This is a genomic window from Collinsella sp. AM43-1 (genome assembly GCF_003467925.1).
GTDB lineage: Bacteria > Actinomycetota > Coriobacteriia > Coriobacteriales > Coriobacteriaceae > Collinsella.
This window is the reverse complement of the sequence record NZ_QSFR01000012.1, coordinates 40,138-64,248: the sequence shown is the minus strand read 5'-3', so window position 1 is coordinate 64,248 and position 24,111 is coordinate 40,138. Positions and strand designations below refer to the sequence as shown.

General features: G+C 61.9%; 20 protein-coding genes and 1 tRNA gene. 7 read left to right on the top strand and 14 right to left on the bottom strand.

What is annotated here, in order from left to right; all coding sequences use genetic code 11:
- Positions 1-151 precede the first annotated feature (151 nt).
- The 3 genes from DW925_RS07220 to DW925_RS07210 all read right to left on the bottom strand — a co-directional run bounded on the left by DW925_RS07220 (position 152) and on the right by DW925_RS07210 (position 4,245).
- Positions 152-1,456 carry an ATP-binding protein gene (locus tag DW925_RS07220; RefSeq protein ID WP_117629808.1) on the bottom strand — a complete coding sequence of 435 codons (1,305 nt, stop codon included), beginning with the start codon at positions 1,454-1,456 and terminating at the stop codon, positions 152-154.
- Between the two features lie 235 nt (positions 1,457-1,691).
- Positions 1,692-3,722 (bottom strand): bilirubin reductase, long form, encoded by a 2,031-nt coding sequence (gene bilR / locus DW925_RS07215; RefSeq protein ID WP_233505698.1) that lies wholly within the window; start codon positions 3,720-3,722, stop codon positions 1,692-1,694.
- 446 nt (positions 3,723-4,168) lie between these two features.
- Positions 4,169-4,245: transfer RNA gene (locus DW925_RS07210), tRNA-Met, on the bottom strand.
- Between the two features lie 196 nt (positions 4,246-4,441).
- Between DW925_RS07210 and DW925_RS07205 the strand changes: the two genes are divergently transcribed.
- Positions 4,442-5,215 carry a type III pantothenate kinase gene (locus DW925_RS07205; RefSeq protein WP_158551682.1) on the top strand — a complete coding sequence of 258 codons (774 nt, stop codon included), beginning with the start codon at positions 4,442-4,444 and terminating at the stop codon, positions 5,213-5,215.
- A gap of 110 nt (positions 5,216-5,325) precedes the next feature.
- Here DW925_RS07205 and DW925_RS07200 read toward each other — a convergent pair whose 3' ends face one another.
- The 4 genes from DW925_RS07200 to DW925_RS07185 form a co-directional block, all read right to left on the bottom strand.
- On the bottom strand, positions 5,326-6,522 hold the full coding sequence (locus DW925_RS07200) for an ATP-binding protein (RefSeq protein ID WP_117583693.1): 1,197 nt from the start codon (positions 6,520-6,522) through the stop codon (positions 5,326-5,328).
- A gap of 253 nt (positions 6,523-6,775) precedes the next feature.
- Entirely contained in the window at positions 6,776-7,477 is a 702-nt protein-coding gene (locus DW925_RS07195) for a hypothetical protein (protein WP_117583694.1), read from the bottom strand.
- A complete protein-coding gene (gene folK / locus DW925_RS07190; RefSeq protein WP_117629806.1) occupies positions 7,478-9,220 on the bottom strand; it encodes a 2-amino-4-hydroxy-6-hydroxymethyldihydropteridine diphosphokinase in 1,743 nt (580 codons plus the stop codon).
- 95 nt (positions 9,221-9,315) lie between these two features.
- Positions 9,316-9,873 (bottom strand): Sir2 family NAD-dependent protein deacetylase, encoded by a 558-nt coding sequence (locus tag DW925_RS07185; protein WP_233503825.1) that lies wholly within the window; start codon positions 9,871-9,873, stop codon positions 9,316-9,318.
- 135 nt (positions 9,874-10,008) lie between these two features.
- On the opposite strand from DW925_RS07185, the gene DW925_RS07180 reads away from it, so the two are divergent.
- A complete protein-coding gene (locus DW925_RS07180) occupies positions 10,009-10,827 on the top strand; it encodes an exodeoxyribonuclease III (protein ID WP_117629805.1) in 819 nt (272 codons plus the stop codon).
- A gap of 535 nt (positions 10,828-11,362) precedes the next feature.
- On the opposite strand, the gene DW925_RS07175 is transcribed toward DW925_RS07180, so the two are convergent.
- Genes DW925_RS07175 through DW925_RS07165 form a run of 3 tightly spaced genes read right to left on the bottom strand, consistent with a single transcriptional unit; the run spans position 11,363 to position 14,422 of the window.
- The gene (locus DW925_RS07175) at positions 11,363-12,076 is read right to left on the bottom strand and encodes a DUF6580 family putative transport protein (protein WP_117790695.1); all 714 of its coding nucleotides are present in this window, start codon (positions 12,074-12,076) and stop codon (positions 11,363-11,365) included.
- A 4-nt stretch (positions 12,077-12,080) separates the two neighbouring features.
- Positions 12,081-13,535 carry an ABC transporter ATP-binding protein gene (locus DW925_RS07170; RefSeq protein ID WP_117790694.1) on the bottom strand — a complete coding sequence of 485 codons (1,455 nt, stop codon included), beginning with the start codon at positions 13,533-13,535 and terminating at the stop codon, positions 12,081-12,083.
- Entirely contained in the window at positions 13,535-14,422 is an 888-nt protein-coding gene (locus DW925_RS07165) for an energy-coupling factor transporter transmembrane component T (protein ID WP_233540255.1), read from the bottom strand. Before DW925_RS07165 ends, DW925_RS07170 begins: the two co-directional genes overlap by 1 nt.
- Before the next feature lie 199 nt (positions 14,423-14,621).
- Between DW925_RS07165 and glmU the strand changes: the two genes are divergently transcribed.
- The 5 genes from glmU to gltA all read left to right on the top strand — a co-directional run bounded on the left by glmU (position 14,622) and on the right by gltA (position 20,680).
- Positions 14,622-16,034, top strand: a complete 1,413-nt coding sequence (gene glmU, locus DW925_RS07160) for a bifunctional UDP-N-acetylglucosamine diphosphorylase/glucosamine-1-phosphate N-acetyltransferase GlmU (protein WP_117790693.1) — start codon at positions 14,622-14,624, stop codon at positions 16,032-16,034.
- Positions 16,035-16,226: 192 nt separating this feature from the next.
- On the top strand, positions 16,227-17,213 hold the full coding sequence (locus tag DW925_RS07155) for a ribose-phosphate pyrophosphokinase (protein WP_089573682.1): 987 nt from the start codon (positions 16,227-16,229) through the stop codon (positions 17,211-17,213).
- 225 nt (positions 17,214-17,438) lie between these two features.
- The gene (pth, locus tag DW925_RS07150) at positions 17,439-18,068 is read left to right on the top strand and encodes an aminoacyl-tRNA hydrolase (protein WP_199577055.1); all 630 of its coding nucleotides are present in this window, start codon (positions 17,439-17,441) and stop codon (positions 18,066-18,068) included.
- A 372-nt stretch (positions 18,069-18,440) separates the two neighbouring features.
- Entirely contained in the window at positions 18,441-19,280 is an 840-nt protein-coding gene (locus tag DW925_RS07145; RefSeq protein ID WP_006235793.1) for a sulfide/dihydroorotate dehydrogenase-like FAD/NAD-binding protein, read from the top strand.
- Complete coding sequence (gene gltA / locus DW925_RS07140; RefSeq protein WP_089572633.1) at positions 19,271-20,680, top strand: NADPH-dependent glutamate synthase; 1,410 nt, start codon at positions 19,271-19,273, stop codon at positions 20,678-20,680. The genes DW925_RS07145 and gltA overlap by 10 nt, the downstream gene beginning before the upstream one ends.
- Before the next feature lie 461 nt (positions 20,681-21,141).
- On the opposite strand, the gene DW925_RS07135 is transcribed toward gltA, so the two are convergent.
- The 4 genes from DW925_RS07135 to DW925_RS07120 are packed head-to-tail and all read right to left on the bottom strand — an operon-like array spanning position 21,142 to position 24,103.
- Positions 21,142-21,765: an AAA family ATPase gene (locus tag DW925_RS07135; RefSeq protein WP_022094991.1), complete on the bottom strand. Its 624-nt coding sequence runs from the start codon at positions 21,763-21,765 to the stop codon at positions 21,142-21,144.
- A gap of 48 nt (positions 21,766-21,813) precedes the next feature.
- Entirely contained in the window at positions 21,814-22,452 is a 639-nt protein-coding gene (locus DW925_RS07130) for an amino acid ABC transporter permease (RefSeq protein WP_006235796.1), read from the bottom strand.
- A gap of 3 nt (positions 22,453-22,455) precedes the next feature.
- A complete protein-coding gene (locus DW925_RS07125; RefSeq protein ID WP_035136546.1) occupies positions 22,456-23,202 on the bottom strand; it encodes an amino acid ABC transporter permease in 747 nt (248 codons plus the stop codon).
- Positions 23,203-23,227: 25 nt separating this feature from the next.
- Entirely contained in the window at positions 23,228-24,103 is an 876-nt protein-coding gene (locus tag DW925_RS07120) for a transporter substrate-binding domain-containing protein (RefSeq protein WP_117583706.1), read from the bottom strand.
- Positions 24,104-24,111: the final 8 nt, after the last annotated feature.

The window sequence follows — 24,111 nt, the reverse complement described above, 5'->3', positions numbered from 1 at the left end:
CTATTTGCTCAATGTGTTCGGCTGAGATCGGAAATCAACCTAAAGATTACGAATAGCAGCTTCTTCCATATGCCAAGGACATGGTGCAAACAAACCTGACCACTTGCACCAATCCGCAGCACCGGGCAGCGGGCACACGGCGTGCCGCCCCTTAACACCCCAACGCGCGCACGGGTATCACGTAGATACCGTCCTCGACCTCGCGGGCGTACTCACCCACCCCCACAATCACGGCCATAAACTCCGGTTCGCGTGTGCGTGAACGAAGATTTCCACAGACCTTCTTGCGAACGCGCTTGAGGCTCTCAACGCCGGCGCTCGCCTTATCTTCGCTCACCTTAATCTCAAAGGCGGCCCACCGTCCATCGGCTAGCTGCACGATGGCATCGCATTCAAGGCCCGAATCGTCGCGATAATAGCGCACGGGCGTGCTATCCAGCAGGTCGAGCGAACGTGCGTAGACCGAAAGATCGCGTATGACCAAATTCTCAAACACCAGACCAAATGTCTGCCAGTCGGCAAGCAGCGCCTGCAAGGACATACCTAGCAAGGCGCAAGCAAGGCTCGGATCTGCCAGATAGCGCTTGGGCTTGACGGTAAAGCGTCGTTTGTCGCGCGCGGCGGGAACCCAACCGGGGACCTCCTCGAGAATGAACATGCCTTTGAGGGCATCCAGGTACCTGCGCACCTTGGTCTCGTCGGCAAACGCTGCGGGTTCCCCCTCGGCACCGAACATATCCATAAGAATCGTTTTATACGTGGTCGCCTGTCCCAGATTGCGCGCGATCGATGCGGAGACTCGACGAGCAATATCGGGGTCGAGACCAACCGCCGGGAAGCTGCTCGAAAACGTAGTGTTGAGATATTCGCGAGCGATGAGCTGGGCGTCAGCCGAAACCATATCGATCGCCTCGGGCCAGCCGCCGCGGCAGGCGGCTTCGACAAGCCCCGGTGTATCGCCATTGCACCGACAGGGCTCAAAACGATGCTCAAACAAGCCCGCCAGGCTCACCTTGCCGCTGGACTCACCTGTCTCGGCAAGCGTCATGGGGTACATGCGGACGCGGCCGATGCGGCCGGCTCCACTATGCGCGGGTGCCTCCGTCTTTGAGCCAAACGCAGGCGTGGCGGAACCCGTGAGGATATAGGCGCCGCGCGTGCCCCGGGTGCGGTCAACCTCGTGTCTAACGTAGTCCCAAATCTGGGGAACTCGCTGCCACTCATGGATAATATGCGGACGGTCTCCCAGCAACATCATCGCCGGGTCGGCACGCGCGAGGTCGAGATTCTCGTCGACATACGAGGCGGACGCCCCGTGCTCAAGCGCGGCCCACGTCTTGCCGCACCACTTGGTGCCCGCAATCTCGACCGCGCCAAAGACGCGAAGGTAGCGTTCGATTTGCGCATCCACGATACGCGGGATGTATCCGTCCCGATGTAGCCTTTCGCCCGCCATGAGCCACCCCCGCAGATTTCCAGTTCCTGCTTTCTGATTCCTCTATTCCACTGTAGCAAATTCGGATTTTCGGGTGGTTGCGATTCGGATTTTCATGTTCTAAGGAGTCGGATTTTCTGGTGCATGAAATTCGGATTTTCTGAACCCGCTGGTCAGGGGCGCCCTCATTGGCAAAAAAGGCGGGGAGCGCCGATACGGCACTCCCCGCCCACTCAATACGCGATAGCTTTCTTACTTAGAGCTCGTTGGCCGCGTGATACGCCGTGCGAATGGCGCTCGCAATGTCGGCGGTGCGCTCGCCCGAGCAGTCGCCCACGCAGGTCACGGGCACCGTTACGCCGTCCAGGTCAAACCCGTTGGCCTTGGAGCCCACGGCCATCACCACGTAATCGCAGGCGATCTTCACCGGCTCCTCGGCGCCGTCCTCGGTGGTTCGAACGGCCTCCACGCCCTCGTCGGTAATGGCGGTCAGGCGGGTCTTAACATGCTGCTCAACGTTGTGGGCGGCAAAGTCGTTCATAATCAGCGGCAGAATGGTCTCGGACTCGCCTGCGGCAATCTTGTCGAGCATCTCGACAATCGCCACCTCGCAGCCGTTCTGCAGCAGGTACTCGGCAGTCTCGGTGCCCACCAGGCCGCCGCCGATAACGGCGACGCAGCCCGCGAGCTCCGCCTTGCCGGCCAGCACGTCCCAGCTCGAGACGACCTTGTCCGAATCGGCGCCCGGAACGGGGATGACCACGTCGTGCGCGCCCACAGCCACAATCGCGGCGTCGGCGGCGTTGAGGTCCTCGGCCGTAGCGGCATGGTTGAGCTCAACCTTTACGCCCAGGCCGGGCAGAATCTTCTCGTAATACTCCACCGAGCGCATGATCTCGTCCTTGCGCGGAGGCGCGGCCGCCAGCACAATCTGGCCGCCCAGATGATCGCTCGCCTCATAGACGGTCACGTCGTAGCCGCGCTTGGCCGCCACGCGCGCGGCCTCCAGGCCGGCAATACCGCCGCCCACCACGGCGATCTTCTTGTCGCCCTCGCCCGGCTTAATGGCGATGGTCGCCTCGTCGCCGTTCTCGGCATTGAGCACGCACGAGATGTATTTGCGGTTTTGAATCGCGTCGACGCAGCCCTTGTTGCAGTTGAGGCACTCGCGGATGGGCTCACCCGTGGCGGCCTTCAGCGCAATGTCGGGGTCGCACATGAGCGAGCGGCCGTAGGCGATGATGTCGGCCGCGCCGTCTTCCAGAATCTTCTCACCGGCCTCGACCGAGACAACGCGGCCGACGGTTGCCACCGGCACGGAGACCAGGGCCTTGACGCGCTCGGCCACCGGCAGCGTCCAGTTGTAGGGCATGGCGCCCATGGGCGGAATGGTGTCTCCCATGTTGCCGGTGTGGTTGGCCTGCGCGACCTGGATCATGTCGATGCCCGCGCCCTCGAGCAGCTTGGCAAACTCGCAGGCCTCATCGGGCTGCAGGCCGCCCTTGCCGCGCGGCGTGCCGTCGGGGTTCTCCATGATCACGGGGAGCTTGTACTCCACCATCAGCTCCGGTGCGGCTTCCTTAATGGCGGCGACGACCTCCAGCGCGTAGCGAACGCGGTTCTCGAACGAGCCGCCGTACTCGTCGGTGCGCTTGTTGAGGATGGCCGAGCACAGCGAACCCACCAGGCGGTCGCCGTGGACCTCGATGGCGTCGATCCCGGCCTGCTGTGCGCGAGCGGCCGAGGCAGCGATGGCCTCCTTGATCTGGGTGAGTTGCTCCACGGTGGCCTCGTTCACAAAGTGCTGCATGTCGTGGTGCAGCTTGGCGTAGGCCTGCTTGCGAATCTCGTTGGACTCGGCCATCTTGGCGGCAAAGGCCTCCTCGTCGCCGGCGGCCTTGGCCTCCTGCGCAGCTTTCGCAGCGGCCATGGAACCCATGACCATGCGGCCGACACCGGGCACGTCGTACTCGGGATGGAACAGCTGCAGCGCGACCTTGGCACCGTGCTTGTGGACGGCGTCGGCCAGCGCCTTAAACGTGGGGATCTGGGCATCGGTCGCCAGCTTGGGCGTGGGGCTCGCGGTCATAACGGGAGCGACGTCGCCGATGACGATGTAGCTCACGCCGCCACGGGCCAGGCGCTCGTAAAAAGCCAGGCTGCGCTCGCCAATGGAACCGTCGCGCTCCTCGTAGCCGGTGGTGAGCGGCGGGAACATAATGCGGTTCTTGAGCTCAAGGGGGCCAACCGTAATGGGCTGGAGCAGCTTAGTGGCAGGTGCGGTCATGGACATTCCTCTCTTGTAGGCGCGGCGGCGATGTTGCCGCGTAGTTGTCTAGAGGATATGGCATGGAGGTACAGCGGCACAACGAAAATCGGCGAATATCAGGTGGCGGCAGGTGGATGGAGCGGACGGCCCGTCGGTTTGTCTCAATCTGTAACAGTTAGGCCCTATTTTGCCGAGCAACTGTTACAGATTGAGACGAACCAATCTAGCCTGCCGAAAGATCTAGATCTGTAACAGTTACTCAGTAAAAACCGTCCCTCGTGTTACAGATTTAGACAAACGAAGACCGTCCTGCCGAAACATCTCAATCTGTAACACCTAGCCGCCCAAATCGGGTCTAGATGTTACAGATCGAGATTTTGTTTGAGAGGCCGAGAATTGGACCGAAAACACGGTCCCGAAATAACAAAAAAGCTCGCCGGCTAGGCCGACGAGCTGCAAGTTCTTGGTCGCGGGGGCAGGATTTGAACCTACGACCTCCGGGTTATGAGCCCGGCGAGCTACCAGACTGCTCCACCCCGCAATGTCTGGGCGCCTCATGTGCGCAAGAAAGAATATTACGCGGGAGTTCGGTAAACGGCAAGGAAAATCTCGTAGAGCATAATTCCTTCATATTTAAACCCCTCAGCCCCTATCACCGTAAACGAATCGCAGCCGAGCGCCGTCGACGGCACGTATACAATGGTGCGCGTCCTTTTATGCCGACACCGGGAGTAGACATGCTGCTCGCTATCGATATGGGAAACACGCAGACGGCCATGGGCCTGTTTGACGGAGACGAGCTGGTGCAGTCGTGGCGCATGCCCACCGACCGCTCCTATACCGCCGACGAGATCCATGTGCGCCTGATGGGTTTCTTTAAGATGTACGGCCTTTCGCTCGATGCGGTCGACGCGATCGCCTTTGCGGGCGTGGTGCCGCAGCTCTCGCGCGAGTGGCACGCCGTGGCCGACCGCATTGCCGCGGACGCCATCGTCATCGGGCCGCAGACGGCCGCCGTAACCAAGCTGCGGGCGGCGCGCCCCCAGGCCGTTGGTGCCGACCGCATCGCCAACGCCGTCGCTGCCGAGACCTTCTATGGCGCGCCGGCGATCGTGGTGGACTTTGGCACCGCGACCAATATCGACGTCATCGATGAGGACGGTTATTACATTGGCGGAGCGATCGCGCCGGGCATTCGCATCTCCATGGACGCGCTTGCCGCCCGTGCCGCCAAGCTCGCCAGCGTGCCGCTCGAGGCGCCCGAGCACGCCATCGGCCGCGATACCGAGGAGTGCATCAAGGTCGGCGCCGTAACGGGCGCCGCCGCCATGGCTGAGGGCCTGGTCGCGCGCATGAAGCGCGAGCTGGGCCGCGAGGATGCCACCGTTATCGCCACGGGCGGTCTCGCCAGCATCGTCGCCGATTCGACCGATGCCTTCGACGTGGTCGACGGACAGCTCACCATCAAGGGTATCTGCGAAATCTACCGCCGCATGCGGGAGCTGGGGTAAGACAGGGGCCTTAGCCGAGCGCGACACAAGCGCGAGCAGCGGACCAGGCAACGCGGCAGCCCTATTCCTCAAAATCGAAAATTTTCAGTTTTGAGGAATAGGGCTTTCTGCTACGCCTCGCCGCAAAGCCACCTCGCCAGGTCCACTATCTGCACCCCATCGCGATCCGTAGTCTCGTGATGCGTGCGGGCGAGAATCATCTTGGGATACGCGTCGGCAATGCTCAAGAGCGGCGAGATTTCCCGCTCAAACGTCTTGTCCGAGCTAATGTCATCGCTCACCTGGATATAGAGCTTCTCGCTTCGCCTGATAGCTACAAAGTCAATTTCCTTTTTATAAAGCACGCCGACGTACACTTCGTATCCGCGCCGCAGCAGCTCGATTGCCACCATGTTCTCGTATACGCGTCCCCAATCCATATCGCGCGTACCAAGCAGCGCATATTTAAACGCATGGTCCGCCAGATAGTACTTCTCGCCGCTCTTGAGGTATTTCTTGCCGCGAATGTCATACCGTCGAACCTTATAGAAGGCAAATGCGTCGCACAGATACCCCATATATGTGCCCACCGTCTTGTTCGTGATCTTTAGCCCATCTGCATTCAGGCTATCCGTTATATTGCGAGCCGACGTAATGTTGGAGACGTTGTCCATCATGTAGTCAGCAATACGCAGCAGCGCCGATTCGTTTCTGACGTTATGCCGCTGCACGATATCCCTCACGATCAACGTTTTAAAAACGTTGGAGAGATATTGATAGCGTTGCTCCTGCGTTCGGTAAGGATACGAACCGGACATGCCGCCGGCATGTGCGTATTCATCAAAATCATGGTCGACCTCGCCCTTACCGTCGTAAGAGCGATACTCCTCAAACGAGAACGGGAACACCTCGATTTCGAACGTGCGCCCCGTAAAGAGCGTCGATAGGTCGCTCGATAACAAAAATGCATTTGACCCCGTAATAAAGATGTCATACCGCTCGGATGCGTGAAGGCTGTTGATTGCGCGCTCAAAGCCGCTACACATCTGAACCTCATCGATAAGCAGAAAGTTTTGCGTGCCGGACACCCGACGCTCTTTTACATAAGCAAGCAAAGCGTGATATTCGAGCAGGTCCTCGAACTCATCGAGGTTGTAGTTGATATGAATGACATTTGAATCAGGCAGGTTGGTCTCCACGTAATCGCGGAGGGACTCGAGCAGCTTGGATTTTCCGCTGCGCCGGATGCCCGTGATGACCTTGATGTCGGGCACACCGATAAGACTCGTCAGCGTATCCATATACGACGTCCTATTGATGAGCTTCATTGGCATCCTCCCTACACCCGATGTTTGCTATTCCTCAAAATCGAAAAATTTTCAGTTTTGAGGAATAGCGCTTACATCGAATATACCTTGCCAAATAACAATCTGCTTTGGTCCTATTCCTCAAAACCGAAAATTTTTCAGTTTTGAGGAATAGGGCGCTGGCAACCCATTCCCCAGATAGGCGAAACCCTCCCCGGCACAGGCCGAGGAGGGTCTTGTTGTCATCGTTATCTTTGAGCGCTGGCGCCTCTCGTTACAGCCCGCGAATTCGTACGGCCTCGGGCGGAAACTCCTGCTCGCCGGCGTCGGTCTTGATGGTCGCGCGGCCCCAGATGTCCAGGCCCGCAAACACGCCGACCGCAAGCGGCAAGCCGTTGGGCGACACCGCCGCAACCTGGCGACCCAGCAGCGGCACCATGTCGAAGTACTCGCCCAGCACCGGGGCCAGCGGGCCGGCGGCGCCCTGCGGCGTGTTGGCAACAACCGCCCAAGCGTCCACGCGGGTCAGCACAGCGGCGGCCAATGCCTCGATCAGCGCCTCATCTGCCATATCCACGCCAAGCTCACCCAGCGCCGCACGCTCAATATCAACCGTCACCGCGGCAAACATGCCCGCGGCACCGGCACCGCCGTTGACGGCGACGCGCGCGAGCGACGTCTCAAACGCAGGCGCGCCGCACACGATGCCACTCGGCCACTGGATGCCCACCTTGCCGGCAAGCCCCAGGCCCGGCGTTGCGGCCGTGCCCGCGAGCGCGTCCATCATGCCCATTGCGGCCACAAACGGCAGACCGTGGAAGGCGTGCATGTTCACATCGGGGCGCACGACCAGCGAAAACGTCAGCGATGCATCGCCCGCGCTCCACGCGCACCGGCCCGCGGACGCACCCTCGCGGCCCGCGTCGCGCGCCGCGTCGAGCTCGGTGCCAGCGGCAACAGCATTCATCTCGATCATCTACATACGCCCCAATTCGCCCACGATATGGCCCACGCGATCCTCGGGCTCCTTGACCTCGACGCCGTTGTAGCGGAAGAACCGCGCCGGGTCGTGCATCAGATCCTCGAGCGGCACCAGCACAAAGTCACGCTCGCCGATCAGCGGATGCGGCAGGCGCAGCTTTTTGCCGCCGTGGGTCTCGCCGTCCATCCACAGCAGGTCCAAGTCGATGGTGCGCGGGCCGTTGACCTTGGCCTTCTTAGAACGGTCGCGGCCCAGCTCGGCCTCGATCTTCATGAGCTCGTCGAGCAGCACCAGCGGCGCCAACTCGGTCTTGATCTCGATGACGGCGTTGGCAAACGCGTCCTGGCGCGTCTCGTAGGCCGGCTCGCTCTCGTAGATCTTGGAGGAGTTGGACACGCAGGTAAGTGGAATCTCGGCGATCATGTCGCGCGCGGCGCGGATGTTGTCGCAACGATGTCCCAAGTTGGATCCCACGGCCACAAACGCGCGGCGCGGCTGCGGCTTGGCAACCGCCCAGTAGCCGTTCAAGAACTGCGCAAAACCCGCGGCGTCGTGCACGCGCACGATGTTGGCACCGGCCTGGATGGCGCCCAGGCACACGCCAAACGTAGCGGCATCGCGCTCGGCGGCCTCGGTCACGCCCGAGACGGCGCCCACAAAGCGCTTGCGCGACACGGCGCACATGAGCGGATAGCCCAGTGACGCCATCTTGGCAGTCTCGCGCTGGATGACGATGTCCTCGTTAGCCGACTTACCAAAGCCCGGGCCAGGATCGATGCAGATGCGGTCGCGCGACACGCCGGCATGGATGAGCGTGCGGGCTTGGTCAGACAGAAAGCCCATGACGCGGCGCATGATGGGCGCCGAATCGGGCAGGGTGAAGCGGCGGAGCTGCGAGGTGGGCACGTAGGCTTCCTCGCGGCGGGCGCTGCGGCGCATCATGGCGGCCAGGCGGTCATTGGACTCCGATGCGGCCTCGGTGGCTGCGGGCGTGGCCTCGGGCGCGGGCGCGACGGTCTCGGCGGCAGCAGCCTGCTCGGCGGCCGGCGTCTCCTGCTCGCTTGAAGGCTCGGACGTGGCCTCCGGTTCGCCAAACGGCAACGAGGGCTGCACCACGCCGCCCGGAAGCTTGGCCTCCGGCTTAGGCTCGCCCAGCAACTTGCCGCGACGGCGGCGAGCCGGCTTCTCGGCCTCACGCGCGGCCTCGGCAGCCGCCTCGCGCGCCTTCTCGGCAACAAACGCCGCTGCCGAGGTATCGAGCTGCACCGTTGCGTGCGTGCGGGTGGGCGCGGCGACCTCGCCGGCATGCATCACGATGACGCCGCAGGTGCTCGTCTTAACAAACTCGACCATCTTGAGATCGGTGAAGCCGGTCACGTCGTTGACGATCGAGGCGCCGCAGCGCACGGCCGCCTTGGCAACCGCCACGTGACGCGTGTCGATCGAGACGATGGCGCCCTCTTTGGCCAGCGCGCGCACCACGGGCAGCACGCGGCGAGCCTCCTCGTCGGGATTAACCGGGGTAAAGCCGGGGCGCGTGGACTCGCCGCCTACGTCGATGATGTCGGCGCCGGCGTCGAGCATCGCCAGGCCGTACTCGATGGCGGCATCCGGGTCGAAGTGCTCCCCGCCATCGCTAAACGAATCGGGCGTCACGTTGAGGACGCCCATGATGCGCGGACGGTCAAAGCTGAGCTCATACTTTCCGCACCGCCATGTCTTGCTGTCGTTCGCCATGAACATCCTCCTAAAATGCCCACGCCGCCGAGCTTGGGGAGCTGGCGGCGGGGTCGCTTTGCACTCAGTCTTTCTATTGTATCCGCGCACACGGGCTAGAACGCAAACGCGGCCGCGATGTCGCAAGAAAGCACCACATCGGGCTTGATGCGACCACCGCACGCGGGGCACACGGGCACGCCCGCGGCGTCCTCGTGCTCGCGCGAGCAAATCCACTCGGCGCTATAGACCGCGCCGCACGACTGGCAAATGTTGCGATGGACCGATCCGTGCAGCTCGAACACGCGCTGCGAGCCCGCCATCTGATGCAAGCCGTCGATGTTTTGCGTCACCACGGCATCAAGCTTGCCGGCGCGCTCCAGCTCGGCCAGCTTGGTGTGACAGCGGTTGGGCTTAGCGTTAAGCGCGATCATCTTGGTGCGGTAAAAGTCGAAGAACTCGGCCGGATGTGTCTCATAAAAGCTATGCGAGAGCATAGTCTCGGGCGGGTAGGCAAACTGCTGGTGATACAGGCCGTCCACGCTGCGGAAATCGGGGATGCCACTTGCCGTGGAAACACCAGCGCCGCCAAAGAAGACCACGCGCTTGTGGGTGTCAAACAGATCCGCCAGCGCGGCGGACGCCTGCCTGGGGTCCGATATTGCCTGCGTCATATGAGCCCTCCGTCCTTGTTGATCGGGCGGCGTCGGGCGATGTCCCAGCATGCGACCTTTAAGTCAGCATGCGCGGAGCCCACCCCGCCCCTGTTGCGCTAATCTTAAGCCTGCCAACCCCGTCGAAAGGACACCATGCCTCAGACTTACACTTTCGCCTCGTGGAACGTCAACGGCCTGCGCGCCGTGCTCAAAAAGGACCCGAGCTTTATCCAGATCGCGCAAGAACTCGACGTCGATATCCTGGCGCTGCAAGAGACCAAGTTGCAAGAAGGCCAGGTCGATATTGACCTGCCCGGCTATCACCAAACCTGGAGCTACGCCGAGCGTAAAGGCTATTCGGGCACTGCGGTCTTTAGCCGCCAGGAACCGCTGCGCGTGCTGCACGCCGACGCACTGCTACCCTACGCCGGCGAGAACGAGGCGGCCGTACTCGTCGCCCAAGCCGCAACCGAGGGCCGCGTCTGCGCGCTGGAGTTCGACAAGTTCTGGTTTGTGGATGTCTACACTCCCAACGCGCAAAACGAACTCGCCCGCATCGACGTGCGCATGGCCTGGGACGATGCTTACCGCGGCTTTTTGAACGCGCTCGAGCGCGAGACCGGCAAACCCGTCGTGACCTGCGGCGACTTTAACGTGGCGCACGAGGAGATCGACCTTAAGAACCCCAAGTCCAACCGCGGCAACGCCGGCTTTTCGGACGAGGAGCGCGGCAAGTTTACCGAGCTGCTCAACGCCGGCTTTACCGATACCTGGCGCGCGGCAAACCCCGACGTCGAGGGCGTCTACAGCTGGTGGAGCTATCGCTTTAATGCCCGCAAGAACAACGCCGGCTGGCGCATCGACTACTTCCTGGTAAGCGACGCAATCGCCGACAACGTACGCGACACCGGCATCCGCGGCGACATCTTCGGCAGCGACCACTGCCCCGTCACCCTCACGCTAGAGCTCTAGCCCCAGCTGATCCCCTGGGGACGGAGGAAAACGAATCATTTTGGGCCTCGTGGTGGTATCCACGTGACCCATCCGCCACGAAACACGCCCATCTGCTACGTTTAAGCCACCACCCTCAACCACAGCGAACAACGCAAAAAGAAAACCGCAGGTAGAAAGCCTGCGGTTTTTCATAAAACGCGGTTGTGTTTGGGGGTGTCGGGTCAAACGTAGTAGATAGGCTGATTTCGTGGCGGGCGAGTTCAGCTGATTCCCCGGGGACGTCTGGAGACGGAAGAAAACGGATCAATTTGGCTCTTGAGGGTCACGACGCCCGTCATATCAGCCGGCCATTCCAAAACTATGCCAGTTTACGGGGCTAAATCGCGAACCCCCAACCATACGCAATTCCGAAATAATAAAACCGCAGGTAAACGGCTTGCTCTATTTCAAAAATAGCCGGCATGGTCTGCTTGTGCCAATCTGGCCCCGTAAACCGGCATAGTTTTAAAATGGCACTTCGGCAGTATTGATTCCCGCCCCGGCGCAACCAGCCCTACAGTCCGTACTTCACGACGACTCGGTTGATGCGGCGACACCAAGGCTTGTACAGGGCGACCAAAAACACGCAGGTCGCAAGGCCGTGCGTGATATCGAACGGTACGGCGGTGGCAAGACGCGCCATGGCACCCGCCCACGTGAGCGGCTGTACAAACCCAATGATGTCATACGCGTTGATCACAACGCCGTACAGCAAACCCGAAGCAAAGCCGTAGATCAACAGCGCCGGCATACGCACGGTGCCATCGGCGCGATCAAAAGCGCCGGCATGCGCCAGCGCACCGCCAACGTATCCCACGAGCCCCCAGGCATACATCTGCCACGGCGTCCACATGCCCTGTCCAAAAAAGAAATTGCTGGTCAGCGCCGCCAGCGCGCCAACCATAAAACCATTGCGGCAACTAAGCGTCGCCCCCGCGATAATGGCGATGGCGCTCACCGGTTTAAAGTCGGGAATGGGGCCAAACAGAATGCGCCCCGCCGCAGCCAACGCCGCCAGAACCAGCGTTGGCATAATCTGGCGTAAGCCCGGGCGCGACGCCTCGTAGCCCGCAAAGAACAGCGCGAGCACCAGCGCCACCACGACAAGCATGGCAAGCGCCGCCTGTTCAACGCCCGCCAGCAACGCCGCAGCCATCACGGCTGGCACCGCCAGCAGCAGCGGTATCTCCAGTTTTGCGAGTAGGCGCACGATGCGATAATCCGCCATCCCATCACGCCCTATAAAACACGTTGTCGGCAAAGAAGTCGGTCGGCGGCTCCATGCAGGCGATCTCGCCATCAAACATCATGGAAATGTCATCGGCAACCTGCTCGGCAAAGTCCAGGTCGTGCGTCGCCATGACGACGGTGCCGCCAGCCTGCGCATGGTCGCGCAGGGCGCGGGCGATGATGCGGCGGCTGGCCAGGTCCAAACCCTTGGTGGGCTCATCGAGCAATAGCAGTTCGGGGCCGATCAACAGCAGCTTTGCCAACGCAAGCAGCTGACACTGTCCGCCCGAAAGGTCATAGGGGTGGCGCTCCCCCAAGTCCGCGAGCCCCAGACTCGCCGCGCGCTCCCGCGCCATAGCCTCGTCGTACCCGCAGGCCGAAGCCCATTCCATCAGCTCGTCGCGCACCGTCTCGGCAACCAACAACGCCTTGGGATTCTGGGGCAGCAGCGTCGCCGATGCCGCCCCACGCACCATGCGACCACGCTGCAACTTGACCGTTTTGGCCAGTACCGAGAGCATCGTCGACTTGCCGCAGCCGTTTCCGCCCACAATCGCATGCACCGCGCCAGTCGAAAACGCCACATCGAGTCCGCACAGCACCCAGCCGGTAGCTCGGTCGTAGCGAAACCAGCCCTCGCGAATAGCTGCCGCCGCACTCGTCGCCGCCCCCTGCGCGGGCCGGCAAGAGTCCAAAGCCAAAAGTCCCTCGCGACTACCCAAACTCGCCAGGTCAACCACCTCGCGCACGCGGCCGCCCTCAATCCGGTACGCACACGTCGCATATTCGAGCATCGGGCGCGGCTGGTGCGTTGCCACAACAACCGTGCAACCCAGCTCGCGGTTCACGCGAAACAGCGCGTGCAGAAAATTTTTCTCGGCAACGGGATCGAGCTGGGACGTGGGCTCGTCGAGCAGCAGCACGCGCGGGCGCAAGGCCAGCACGGCCGCCAACGACAGCAGCTGCTTGCGTCCGCCCGAAAGCGTATCGGTATCGCGGTGGAGCCAATCCTCCAGCCCAAAGAAATAGCTGGTCTCGGCTACGCGACGGCGCATCTCGTCGCGCGACATACCCAGATTTTCCAGGCCAAACGCCATCTCGTGCCACACGGTCTCGCACACGATCTGGTTCTCGGGATCCTGAAACACGTAGCCCACGCGCTCCGCGGACGCCCGGACGTCCATATCGGCAACGTTCTCACCCAGCACGCGCGCATCACCAGTGCGCTCGCCCGCCGGAGCGATCTCGGGCTTGAGCAGCGAGAGTAGCGTCGATTTGCCCGACCCAGTACCACCCACCAGCAGCGCAAACGCACCTTGGGAAACACGCCAATCAAGTCCCTCGAGCACCGGTGCCTCGGCCCCGGGATAGGCAAAACTAAGGCCTCGCACCTCAATCGCCGGCGCGGCCGAGCCATATGCCACACCCGCCGCCGAGCTCCTATCAAACCGAGCCATCAGCCAAACCTCTTCTCATCAATCGCATGCAACGCGCAAGGCAGCACCATCCAGGCAGCGTACACGACATAGCCCGGCCACGGCGCCGGCACCGAGAGCTGCGAATAAAACGAATACTGCGTCGTCGCGGTCCACGCCACTGCCGCCGTGGCCACGCCAAACAACGCAAGCCCAACCAGCGCGGCAACGTCGCTGCGCCCCAGTCGATACCGCGCATACGTCGTTCGACGCGTCGCGGCGCCCCACCCACGGGAGCGCATGGCGTCCGCGCGCTCCAGCGAATCTTCCATACCCCAGCCCATCAACACACTCGATGCCCGCAAACGCGAACGCACGGGGTCGGCCGGCGCGCGGCCCGGCACATCGATCGCGTCCTGCACCGCCAGCACCGTGCGGCCGCGGCGCAAAAACTGCGGGATAAGCCTCATGCACATCGAGATCATGAGCGCAATCACCGGTGCGGCATTGCCCAGCAGCGCGAGCACCTTGTCGTATTCGAGCATCGACGCCGCCGCCTCAAACCACAGCACGCTCGCCACAAACAGCCCGCCCATGCACAGGCCGTATACCATGCTCTCCAGATACACCGCGCGCATGCCAATACGGAACAGCTCCGTCGAGCCCGAGGCGCTAAACAGCGGATTGAGCACCGCGACGATCAAAATCACCGGCAGCTGCCAGCGGAGCGCGCCCAGCGTGCGGGCAGCCCCACGCGTCGCAAATCCATACGCCAGCCCGCCCGCAAGTGACAGCGCAATCAGTACCGGCTGCATCGAGAACATAGTGAGCCCCAGCGTCAGCACTATATAGAGTGCCGGCACAGCCGGATGCGACATCGAGAATGCCGCGACGGGCTCGCCGCCAAACTCCTCTCGTATGTTGTCCACGGGCACCCCCGTCCCCTCGCTCAAACAACAGCTCCGCAGCACCGCCAACGCCGCACGCAACCAGCGCAAACGCCACGCCGGCGGCGCAAGCCTCAACCGCCGCAAACCAATCGTTACGCGCTCATCATATGCCTGCGGTATCATATTGCGCCGTGTATCGTTTCCAAACACACGTCTCTATAACGTAACAGGAGATCACATGGACGCAACCGCAATTATCCTCGCTGCCGGCGAGGGCACCCGCATGAAGTCGAACCACTGCAAGGTTTCGCACAAGATCCTGGGCAAGCCCATGGTTCAGTGGATCGTCGACGCCACCATCAAGGCCGGCTGCAGCCGCGTCGTGGTCGTCATCGGCAGCCACGCCGACGAGATGCGTGCCCTCATCGATGGCGCCTACGCCAACAGCGCCACCAAGGTCGAGTGCGTCGAGCAGACCGAGCGCCTGGGCACCGGCCACGCCGTCAAGGTCGCGCTCGAGGCCTGCGGCATCACGCAAGGCCCCGTCGTCGTGCTCAACGGCGACCTGCCGCTCATCACCGCCGACACCGTCGCCAAGTTCGCACAGACCGTCGCCACCGGCGAGCTCGCCTGCACCGTCATGACCATGACCCCGCCCGATCCTTTTGGCTACGGCCGCATCAAACTGGGCGCCGATGGTCAGATCGAGCGCATCATCGAGCAGAAGGACTGCACGCCCGAGCAGGCCGCCGAGCTACTCGAGTGCAACGCCGGCTGCTACGCCTTCGACGGCGCGCAGCTCGCCGCCCACATTAACGAGATCGGCAACGACAACGCGCAGTCCGAGTACTACCTGCCCGACATGCTCGAAATCCTCAAGGGTCACGGCCAGGCAGTCTCCATCTTCCACTGCGACGACTACCGCGACGGTCTGGGCGTCAACAGCCGCATCCAGCTCGCGCAGCTCACCGCCATCGCGCGCGACCGCATCAACGAGCACTGGATGGCAGAGGGCGTTACCTTCATCGACCCCACGCAGGCCTGGATCGGCCCCGACGCCACCATCGGCCGCGACACCGTCGTCTGGCCGCAGACGCACCTGATCGGCCACGTCACCGTGGGCGAGGAGTGCCAGCTCGGCCCCAACAGCCGCCTCACCGACACCACCGTCGGCAGCGGCTGCGTCATCGACGAGACCATCGCCATCGAGGCCGTCATCGAGAACGGCGTCGACTGCGGCCCGCGCGCCTACCTGCGCCCGGGCACCCACATGCTCGACGGATCCAAGGCCGGCACGCACGTGGAGATCAAGAAGTCCACGATCGGCGAGGGCTCAAAGGTGCCGCACCTGTCCTACATCGGCGACACCACCATGGGCTCCGGCGTCAACGTGGGCGCGGGCTCCATCACCTGCAACTACGATGGCGTGCACAAGCACAAGACCGTCATCGGCAAGGACGCCTTCATTGGCTCCGACACCATGATGGTCGCGCCCGCCCAGATCGGCGACGGCGCGCTCGTGGCCGCTGGCTCCGTCATCACCGAGCCGGTCCCGGCAGACGCGCTCGGTCTGGGCCGCGCCCGTCAGGTAAATATTGAGGGCTGGGCCGCCGATTACCGCCGCCGCCTGCACGAGGACGACGAGGTATAACGTTTTACCAAGCACAAAAGGAGCTGCTCCATGGGGGCGGCTCCTTTTTCTATCGTGACCTGCGCAACCGGATGAGTGGTCGGTTCGTGTCCGTTGGCGGTAAAGACGTTATCAGGACCCGATAAACCCCGCCGCGCGGTTACAATGCAACAAGGCATCTATATGGCATTCGATGTATAAAGGAGAAGGGTAATGCCGATTAATGATCCCGAGAAGTCGGAGAATATGCGCAAGTCCATCCGCGTGTATTCCGGTTCCTCCAACCGTCCCCTCGCTCAGAAGATTGCTGAGTACCTTGGGGTCGAGCTTTCGGGCCTTACGCTAAAGCAGTTCGCCAATGGTGAGATTTACGCCCGCTACGACGAGACCGTCCGCGGCGCCGACGTCTTCCTGATTCAGTCCGTGGCCGGCGGCAACGTCAACGACATGCTCATGGAGCTGCTCATCGCCACCGACGCTGCCAAGCGCGCATCCGCCCGCTCCATCACCGCCGTTATCACCCACTACGGCTATGCCCGCCAGGACCGCAAGGCCGGCCCGCGCGAGCCCATCACCGCCCGCCTCGTCGCCAACCTGCTCGAGCGCGCCGGCGTCAACCGCATTATCACCCTCGACCTGCACCAGGGCCAGATCCAGGGCTTCTTCGATATCCCGGTTAACCACCTGTCCGCACTGCCGCTGTTTGGCCAGTACTACAACGACATGCACTTCGACACCGACAACCTGGTTGTCGTCTCCCCCGACGTGGGTCGCGCCAAGGCCGCCAAGAAGCTGTCCGACATGCTCGGCTGCGACCTGGCCATCGCCCACAAGGGCCGTCCGCGCCACAACGCCGCCGAGGTCATGGGCATCATCGGTGACATCAAGGGCAAGACCTGCATCATCAACGACGACATGATCGACACCGCTGGCACCCTGTGCGCCAACGTCAAGGAGCTCAAGGCTATGGGCGCCGGTGACATCTACGTCTGCGCCACCCACGGCATCTTCTCCGGTCCGGCCATCGAGCGCCTGAACGATGCCCCCATCGTCGAGTGCGTCGTCACCGACGCCATCCCCGTCGAGGTCGGCGGCAAGATCAAGACTATCTCGGTCGCCGAGGAGTTCGCTCAGGCCATCTCCGCCGTTTACCACGAGGAGCCCGTCTCCACGCTCGTCGGCGGCGACTTCGCGCTGTAATCGCATCGTCCTTGCAACCCGGCGCATCGCCGTCGGAACAGAAGAAACCCCCGCGCTCCCCCTTGCTTCGCAAAGGTCGCGCGGGGGTTTCTTCTGTTCCGACGGCTCGCTCTGCCGCGGCCGCGCTTTTGTCTGGTGGGATTTCGCTGAAACGAAGTCTCGCCTTCGGCGGGCGTGGTAGCCTTTGTCGTTGATTAAACTTTTATGTGTAACGGAAGGACAAATATGGCAGCCGCACAGCCGCTTAAGATTCGCATGGTTGCCGGGCTTGGCAACCCGGGCGAGGAATATGCCGAAACCCGCCACAACGCCGGCTTTAAGGCGATCGACGAGTTGGCCCGTCAGGCCGGCGTCACGTACTGGAAAAACCAGGCCGGCGCCGAGGTCGCGCTCATCAACATCAACGATCCCGAGGAAGAGGGCGGTAAGCGCCAGATCGTGCTGGTCAAGCCGCAGTCGTATATGAATACCTCGGGTGGCCCCATCTCCAAGCTCTGCCGCGAGTACAAGATCAAGGCCGAGGAGCTGCTCGTGATTCACGACGAGCTCGACATTCCCGCCGGTGACGTGCGCGTCAAGGCGGGCGGAGGCCATGCCGGTCACAACGGTCTGCGCTCCATCATCGACAAGATGGGCAGCCGCGACTTTAGCCGTATCCGCACCGGCATCGGCAACCCTCCCGGCAAGATGGCCGTGGCAGACTATGTGCTCAAACAGCTGCGCGCCCGCGAGGCCGATGACTTCCAGGACACCTGCGCCCGCGCCGCCGACGCCGCCGGCCTGGCCATCGTGCACGGCGTGATCTATGCCCGCGACCACGTCAACGGCGCCGCCTCCGCCAACGGCAAGCACTAAAACCTACCGTTTAGGGATGTTAATTTTGGCAGGTTTTATCTGCGGAAACGCCGCGGTGGCCGCATCGCAATAAACCCCGCGCTGCCATACACGCATAACACCCCAAAGGGGGCCGGCCTCATCACAACCCGAGGCCGGCCCCCTTTGCCGTTTTGCCTGATAAAACCGACCAAAATAAACCTATCCCTATTTGGTAGGTCGAAGTGGATAAACCCTTTTCCCAACCGCCGAAGACACACGTAAACAGCATGTCCATGAGGGTATAATTTGCACCGTATGTCTGCACAACGCCTGTGCGCGTACGGTTTTATTCGGGCTACCGTCCATTTCCGTGGAGGCACGGTTCGGCAGCCCTAACAAGAGAGGGGTTCTATGTATAAGATCCTGGAGAAGACGCAGTTCTCGGAGAAGGTGTTCAAGTTCCGCATTGAGGCGCCTGCAATCGCCAAGCATGCGCACGCTGGACAGTTCCTCATGGTCCGCGCCAACGAGACGGGCGAGCGCGTCCCGTTTACCCTGGCCGGCTGGAACGGTGACGAGGGCTGGGTCGAGTTCATCTTCATGGTGATCGGCAAGACCACCGAGATGCTGTCCACCTACGAGGCCGGCGAGTCGCTGCGCGACGTCGTGGGCCCGTTGGGCGTTCCCACCGAGATGGCCGAGGGCCCCTGCGCCGTCATTGGCGGCGGCGTCGGCCTGGCAATTGCCTTCCCGGTCGCCAAGCACCTGGTCGAGACCGGCCACGAGGTGCACGCCATCATGGGCGCCCGCACCAAGGACCTCCTGCTCATGGAGGACCAGTTCCGCGAGCTCCTCGACGAGGACCACATCCACATCACCACCGACGACGGCTCCTACGGCGAGCAGGGCGTTGTCACCGCTCCGCTGGAGCGCCTGCTGCAGGACAAGGCCGTGAGCCAGGTCTTCTGCGTCGGCCCCGTTCCGATGATGAAGTTCTCGACCCTCACCGCCCAGAAGTACGACACCCCCATCACCGCGTCACTCAACCCCATCATGGTTGACGGCACCGGCATGTGCGGCTGCTGCCGCGTCGAGGTGGGCGGCGTGACCAAGTTCGCTTGCGTCGACGGCCCCGACTTCGATGCCACCCTGGTCGACTGGGATGACCTTCGTGCCCGCCAGGCCGCTTACCGTTCCGAAGAGGGCGAGTCCCTCAAGGCCTATGAGGAAAAGAGCTGCGCATGCCACTAGTTAACGGTCGTTTCGTTGCCGATATGAAGTCGCCCCGCACCCCCGATAACGAGGAGCCGGCTGCCGAGCGCGCCTGCGACTTCCGCCCCGTCGACAAGGGCTTCACCGAGGAGATGGCGCTGGCCGAGGCCGAGCGCTGCCTCAACTGCAAGAAGCCGTTCTGTGTTGAGGGTTGCCCCGTCAACATCAACATCCCCCGCTTTATCGAGCAGATCCGCGCGAAGGACTTCGGCGGCGCTCTCGATACCATCCGCGAGGACTCCATGCTTCCCGCCATCTGCGGCCGCGTCTGCCCGCAGGAGAACCAGTGCGAGGGCAAGTGCATCCGTGGTAAGAAGTCCGAGCCCGTGGCCATCGGCCAGCTCGAGCGCTTCCTAGGTGACCGCCCCGAGCTCGCCTCCACCCCCAAGATGGCTCCCAAGAACGGCAAGAAGGTCGCTGTCGTCGGCTCCGGCCCGTCTGGCATCACCTGCGCCGGCGAGCTCGCCCGCAACGGCTTTGACGTCACCGTCTTCGAGGCCTTCTTCACCGGCGGCGGCGTGCTGGTCTACGGCATCCCCGAGTTCCGTCTGCCCAAGGCAGTCGTCAAGCGCGAGATTGACGGCCTGGAGGACATGGGCGTCAAGTTTGAGTACAACTCCGTCGTGGGCAACATGGCCACGGCCGAGGAGCTGTTTGAGCAGGGCTTCGACGCCATCTACGTGGCGACCGGTGCAGGCCTGCCCAAGTTCCTCAACGTCCCCGGCGAGAACCTGCCCAACGTCTTCTTCGCGAACGAGTACCTCACCCGCGTGAACCTGATGAAGGCCAACAAGTTCCCCGAGTACGACACCCCCACCAAGCACGGCAAGAACGTCGTCGTCTTTGGCGGCGGCAACGTGGCTATGGACGCCGTCCGTACCGCCAAGCGTCTGGGCGCCGAGCACGCCATCATCGCTTACCGCCGTACCGAGGACGAGATGCCCTGCCGTCGCGCCGAGCTGCACCATGCTAAGGCCGAGGGCGTCGAGGTTCTGCCGCTCGTCTCCCCGCTCGAGTTTGTCGCTGGCGAGGACGGCTCCGTGTGCGCCGTCAAGGTCCAGAAGATGGAGCTCGGCGAGCCTGACGAGTCCGGCCGTCGTCGCCCGGTGCCCATCGAGGGCGCCATCGAGGAGATCCCCTGCGACGTCGCGATCTCGGCTATCGGCACCAACGCCAACCCCTTCGCTGCCAAGATCGGCGGCAAGATGGAGCTCAACAAGTGGGGCTACATCGTTGCCGACGAGGAGACCGGCCAGACCACCGATCCCCGCATCTGGGCTGGCGGCGACATCGTCACCGGTGCCGCTACGGTCATTCTGGCGATGGGCGCCGGCAAGAAGGCCGCCGCTTCGATCACCAAGAGCCTGCTGGGTGAGTAATCACCTGCAGCGCTAGCCACCAAACGGCAAAGTCCCCGTCGAGCACACGCTCGGCGGGGACTTTTTCTATGCCGGCCAACCCATCACCACAAAGGGGACATGCACCTTAGTGGTGGTTTTGGACTTGCCTGATCGTTTTGTCTCAATCTGTAACAGTTGGAGTCCGTTGAGCCCTGCAGTTGTTACAGATCGAGATATTGTGCCGGCCGGCCACGCCGCATCTCAATCTGTAACAGTTAGAGACCAAATATGCCGCCTGGTGTTACAGATCAAGACGTTGGGCTGACGGCCGAACGGTTCATCTAAATCTGTAACAGTTAGAGCCATTTTCGCTGGCTTGGTGTTACAGATCGAGACTATGCAAAAGCCGAGGATAGGCACTGCCGCCAAGGCCTTCCCCTCGGCCTAAAACAAAAACCACCACAAAGGTGCCTGTACCCTTTGTGGTGGTTTTTGGTCGGCTAGCCTTCGAGTTGAGCCACTTTGTAGCGGTAGGCAGCGGCGATGACGTCTTTACAGCCCTCGCGTCCCAGCTTAGCGCGGTTGACGACGATATCCTTGCCGCTCGTCATCTTCCACTTTCCGGCGCTATAGCGCTTATAGAACGCCTCGCGCGCCTTCTGCTGCTGCTTGACCAGCTTGGCGCCCTTCTTTTTGTTAAGGCCACGCTTCTTGCGGACAATCTCGACGCGGTCCTCAAAGGGGGCGGTCACCAACACGGCAATATGGTTGGGGTTGTTACGCAGCAGGTAATCGGACAGACGGCCTTCGATAATGCAGCTCTCGGTCTCGCCCAGGTCCAAAATCACCTGGCTCATCTTTTGGAACAACTTGTCCGAGTACGAACGCGCATCGTAGCGGTCGGGCAGAAACGCCATGTTCTCCACGGCCAGACGCTCGTCGTAGGCGGCCATCTTGTCGAGCGACTCGCCCGCGCGCAGCGACGCGCGCACCAGTAGCTCGTTGTCGTACAGAGGAATCCCCAACTCGTTGGCGAGGATGCGTCCGATCTCGTGGCCCTCGGCACCAAAGTCGCGCGCGATGGTAATGACCACAGGACTCTTCTTGTTCTCCAGATCGCTCATCGCGATTCCTTTCTCTATGTGACAAAGGGGCTGTCCCTTTGCCACATTCTACGCTGCCACCATTCGCCTCTGATATGCGCGAACCAGCAGCGAGATACCAAAGTTGAGCACAAAGTACATCGCAAACACCAGGCCGTAGAGCATAAGCACCTGCGACAGGTCGATCGCATGGGCCATCACGACGTTTGCCGTGTACATGAGCTCGGCCACGTTAATACCCGAAAGATACGAGCTGTCCTTGATGACGGTCGTGCACTGGCTAAACAGCGCCGGAATGATCGTCTTAAACGTCTGCGGCAGAATGATGTAGCGCATGGTGGCAAAGAAGCCAAAACCCTGGCTCTGCGCTGCCTCAAACTGGCCGCGCGGAATCGAGTTGAGACCGCCGCGCACAATCTCGGCCATAACGGCGCTGGTAAACAGCGTAAAGGCGATGGTCGAAATCACAATGTCCAAACCCTGCACCGTAAAGTAGATAAACAGAATCCACAGCAGGTTCGGCGTGCAACGGAACAGCTCGATATAGGCGCTCACCAAAATACGGAACGGGCGGGGCGCATAGCTTTTAACAAGCGCCAGCACCGTGCCAAAGATGAGCGAGAAAAAGATCGACAGCGCCGAGATCTCGATTGTCTTAACAAAGCCGCCCCAAATGTAGAGCAGGTTGGTCGCGTTGAAGATTTCCATGCGCTAGGCCTCCTCTACGTTGTCGAGCCCCAGCTCGGCCAGGCTCACGCCACGCGGACGCTCCTTGGAGCGGCGCTCGAGCCACTGCACCAGCATGGCGAGCGGAAAGCAGATGATGAAGTACATAAGGCAGCAGACGATGTATCCCTGCAGGTAACCGTACAGACTCACAAAGTTGTCGGAACGGTACATAAGGTCGCCGCCGGCCACAAGCGCCAGCACCGACGTGTTCTTGACCAAGTTGAGCGCCTGGTTACACAGCGGCGGCAGAATGATCTTGAATGTCTGGGGCAGCACGATGTACCAGTACGCCTGCGCCCGGGTGAAGCCCTGGCTCTGGGCCGCCTCCATCTGACCGCGCGGAACCGCCTCGATACCGGTGCGGATGACCTCCGAAATGTAGGCCGCGTGATACAGGCCCACGCCCAAGAAGCCCAACACGAACGGCGCGATACGCACCGGCTGGTCGGCACCGGTTATGGCCTGCAAAAACTGCGGACCGGCCATGTACATAAAGAGCACCTGTACGGGCAACGGGGTGTTCTGGTAAAACTCCACGTACACGCGACTTATGGCGCGCAGCACGCGCGAGCGAGTTGTAGAGAACACACCCAGCAGCGTGCCCAGCACCAGCGACAGCAGCAGACCGGCAACGACCACCTGCAGCGTCACGCCAAAGCCCTCCCAGAAGGGCCCCATGTTTTGAAATGTCGTCGACCAACGGTCGGCGTCAAATAATCCTTCGAGCATTTGATTCCTTCCTTGGACGATGCGTCTATACAAGACCCCAGGTCTTGACCTCTTGGTCGAGCCAGCCGTCGGCCAGGCGATCGCAAATCACCTGATCGACCACGGCCGAAAGGTCGCAGCCCTTCTTGGTCGCCACGCCGTAGCCCTGCTCGCCAAACTTGACCTCGGGCTGCAGCAGCTCAACGGTCTCGTTCATGTAACCGGCCAGCGTGGAGCGGTCCATGGCAAAGACGTCGATATTGCCGGCGTCGAGCGAACTCTTGATGATGGGGTAGCCGCTAAAGGCCCTAAACTCGGGCTTGCAGCTAAAGCCGTTGTCCTTGATCATCTGCTCGATCAGGCCCTGCGTGGTGGCACCCTGGCTCACGCCAATGACCTTGCCGTCCAAGTCCTCAATCGAGGTAAAGCCCGAACGCTTCTTGACCATGAGTCCCACGTAGTCGGTGCGGTACGGCGTCGAGAAATCCCAGCTCTTCTTGCGCTCGTCGGTGATGGTGTAGGTCGCCGCGACCACGTCGAGTTGGCCGTTATCGATCAGCGGGCCGCGCGTCTTGGGCGTTACGTCGGTAAACTCGACAAGCTCCTGGGCGCGGGCCTCCTTGTAGCTCACGCCAAAGACGGCAGCGGCGATCTGGTAGCACAAATCGACTTCCATGCCCTCAAAGCGGCCCTTGGCGGTGTCGTAATAGCCATAGCCGGGAACGTCCTTCTTGACGCCGGCATTCAGATGTCCACGCGACTTAATGGCCGCAAGCTTGGACCCCTTGTCGGAGCCCTCGCCGCGGGTGGAGTTGCCGCAACCGGTAAGCGCGGTCCCCGTCAGCGCAAGCATGCCGGCGCCCGCCAGCTGCAAAAAGTGACGGCGCGACACGGCCGCCCTCGTCATATCCGTCATGTCCATCACCGCGC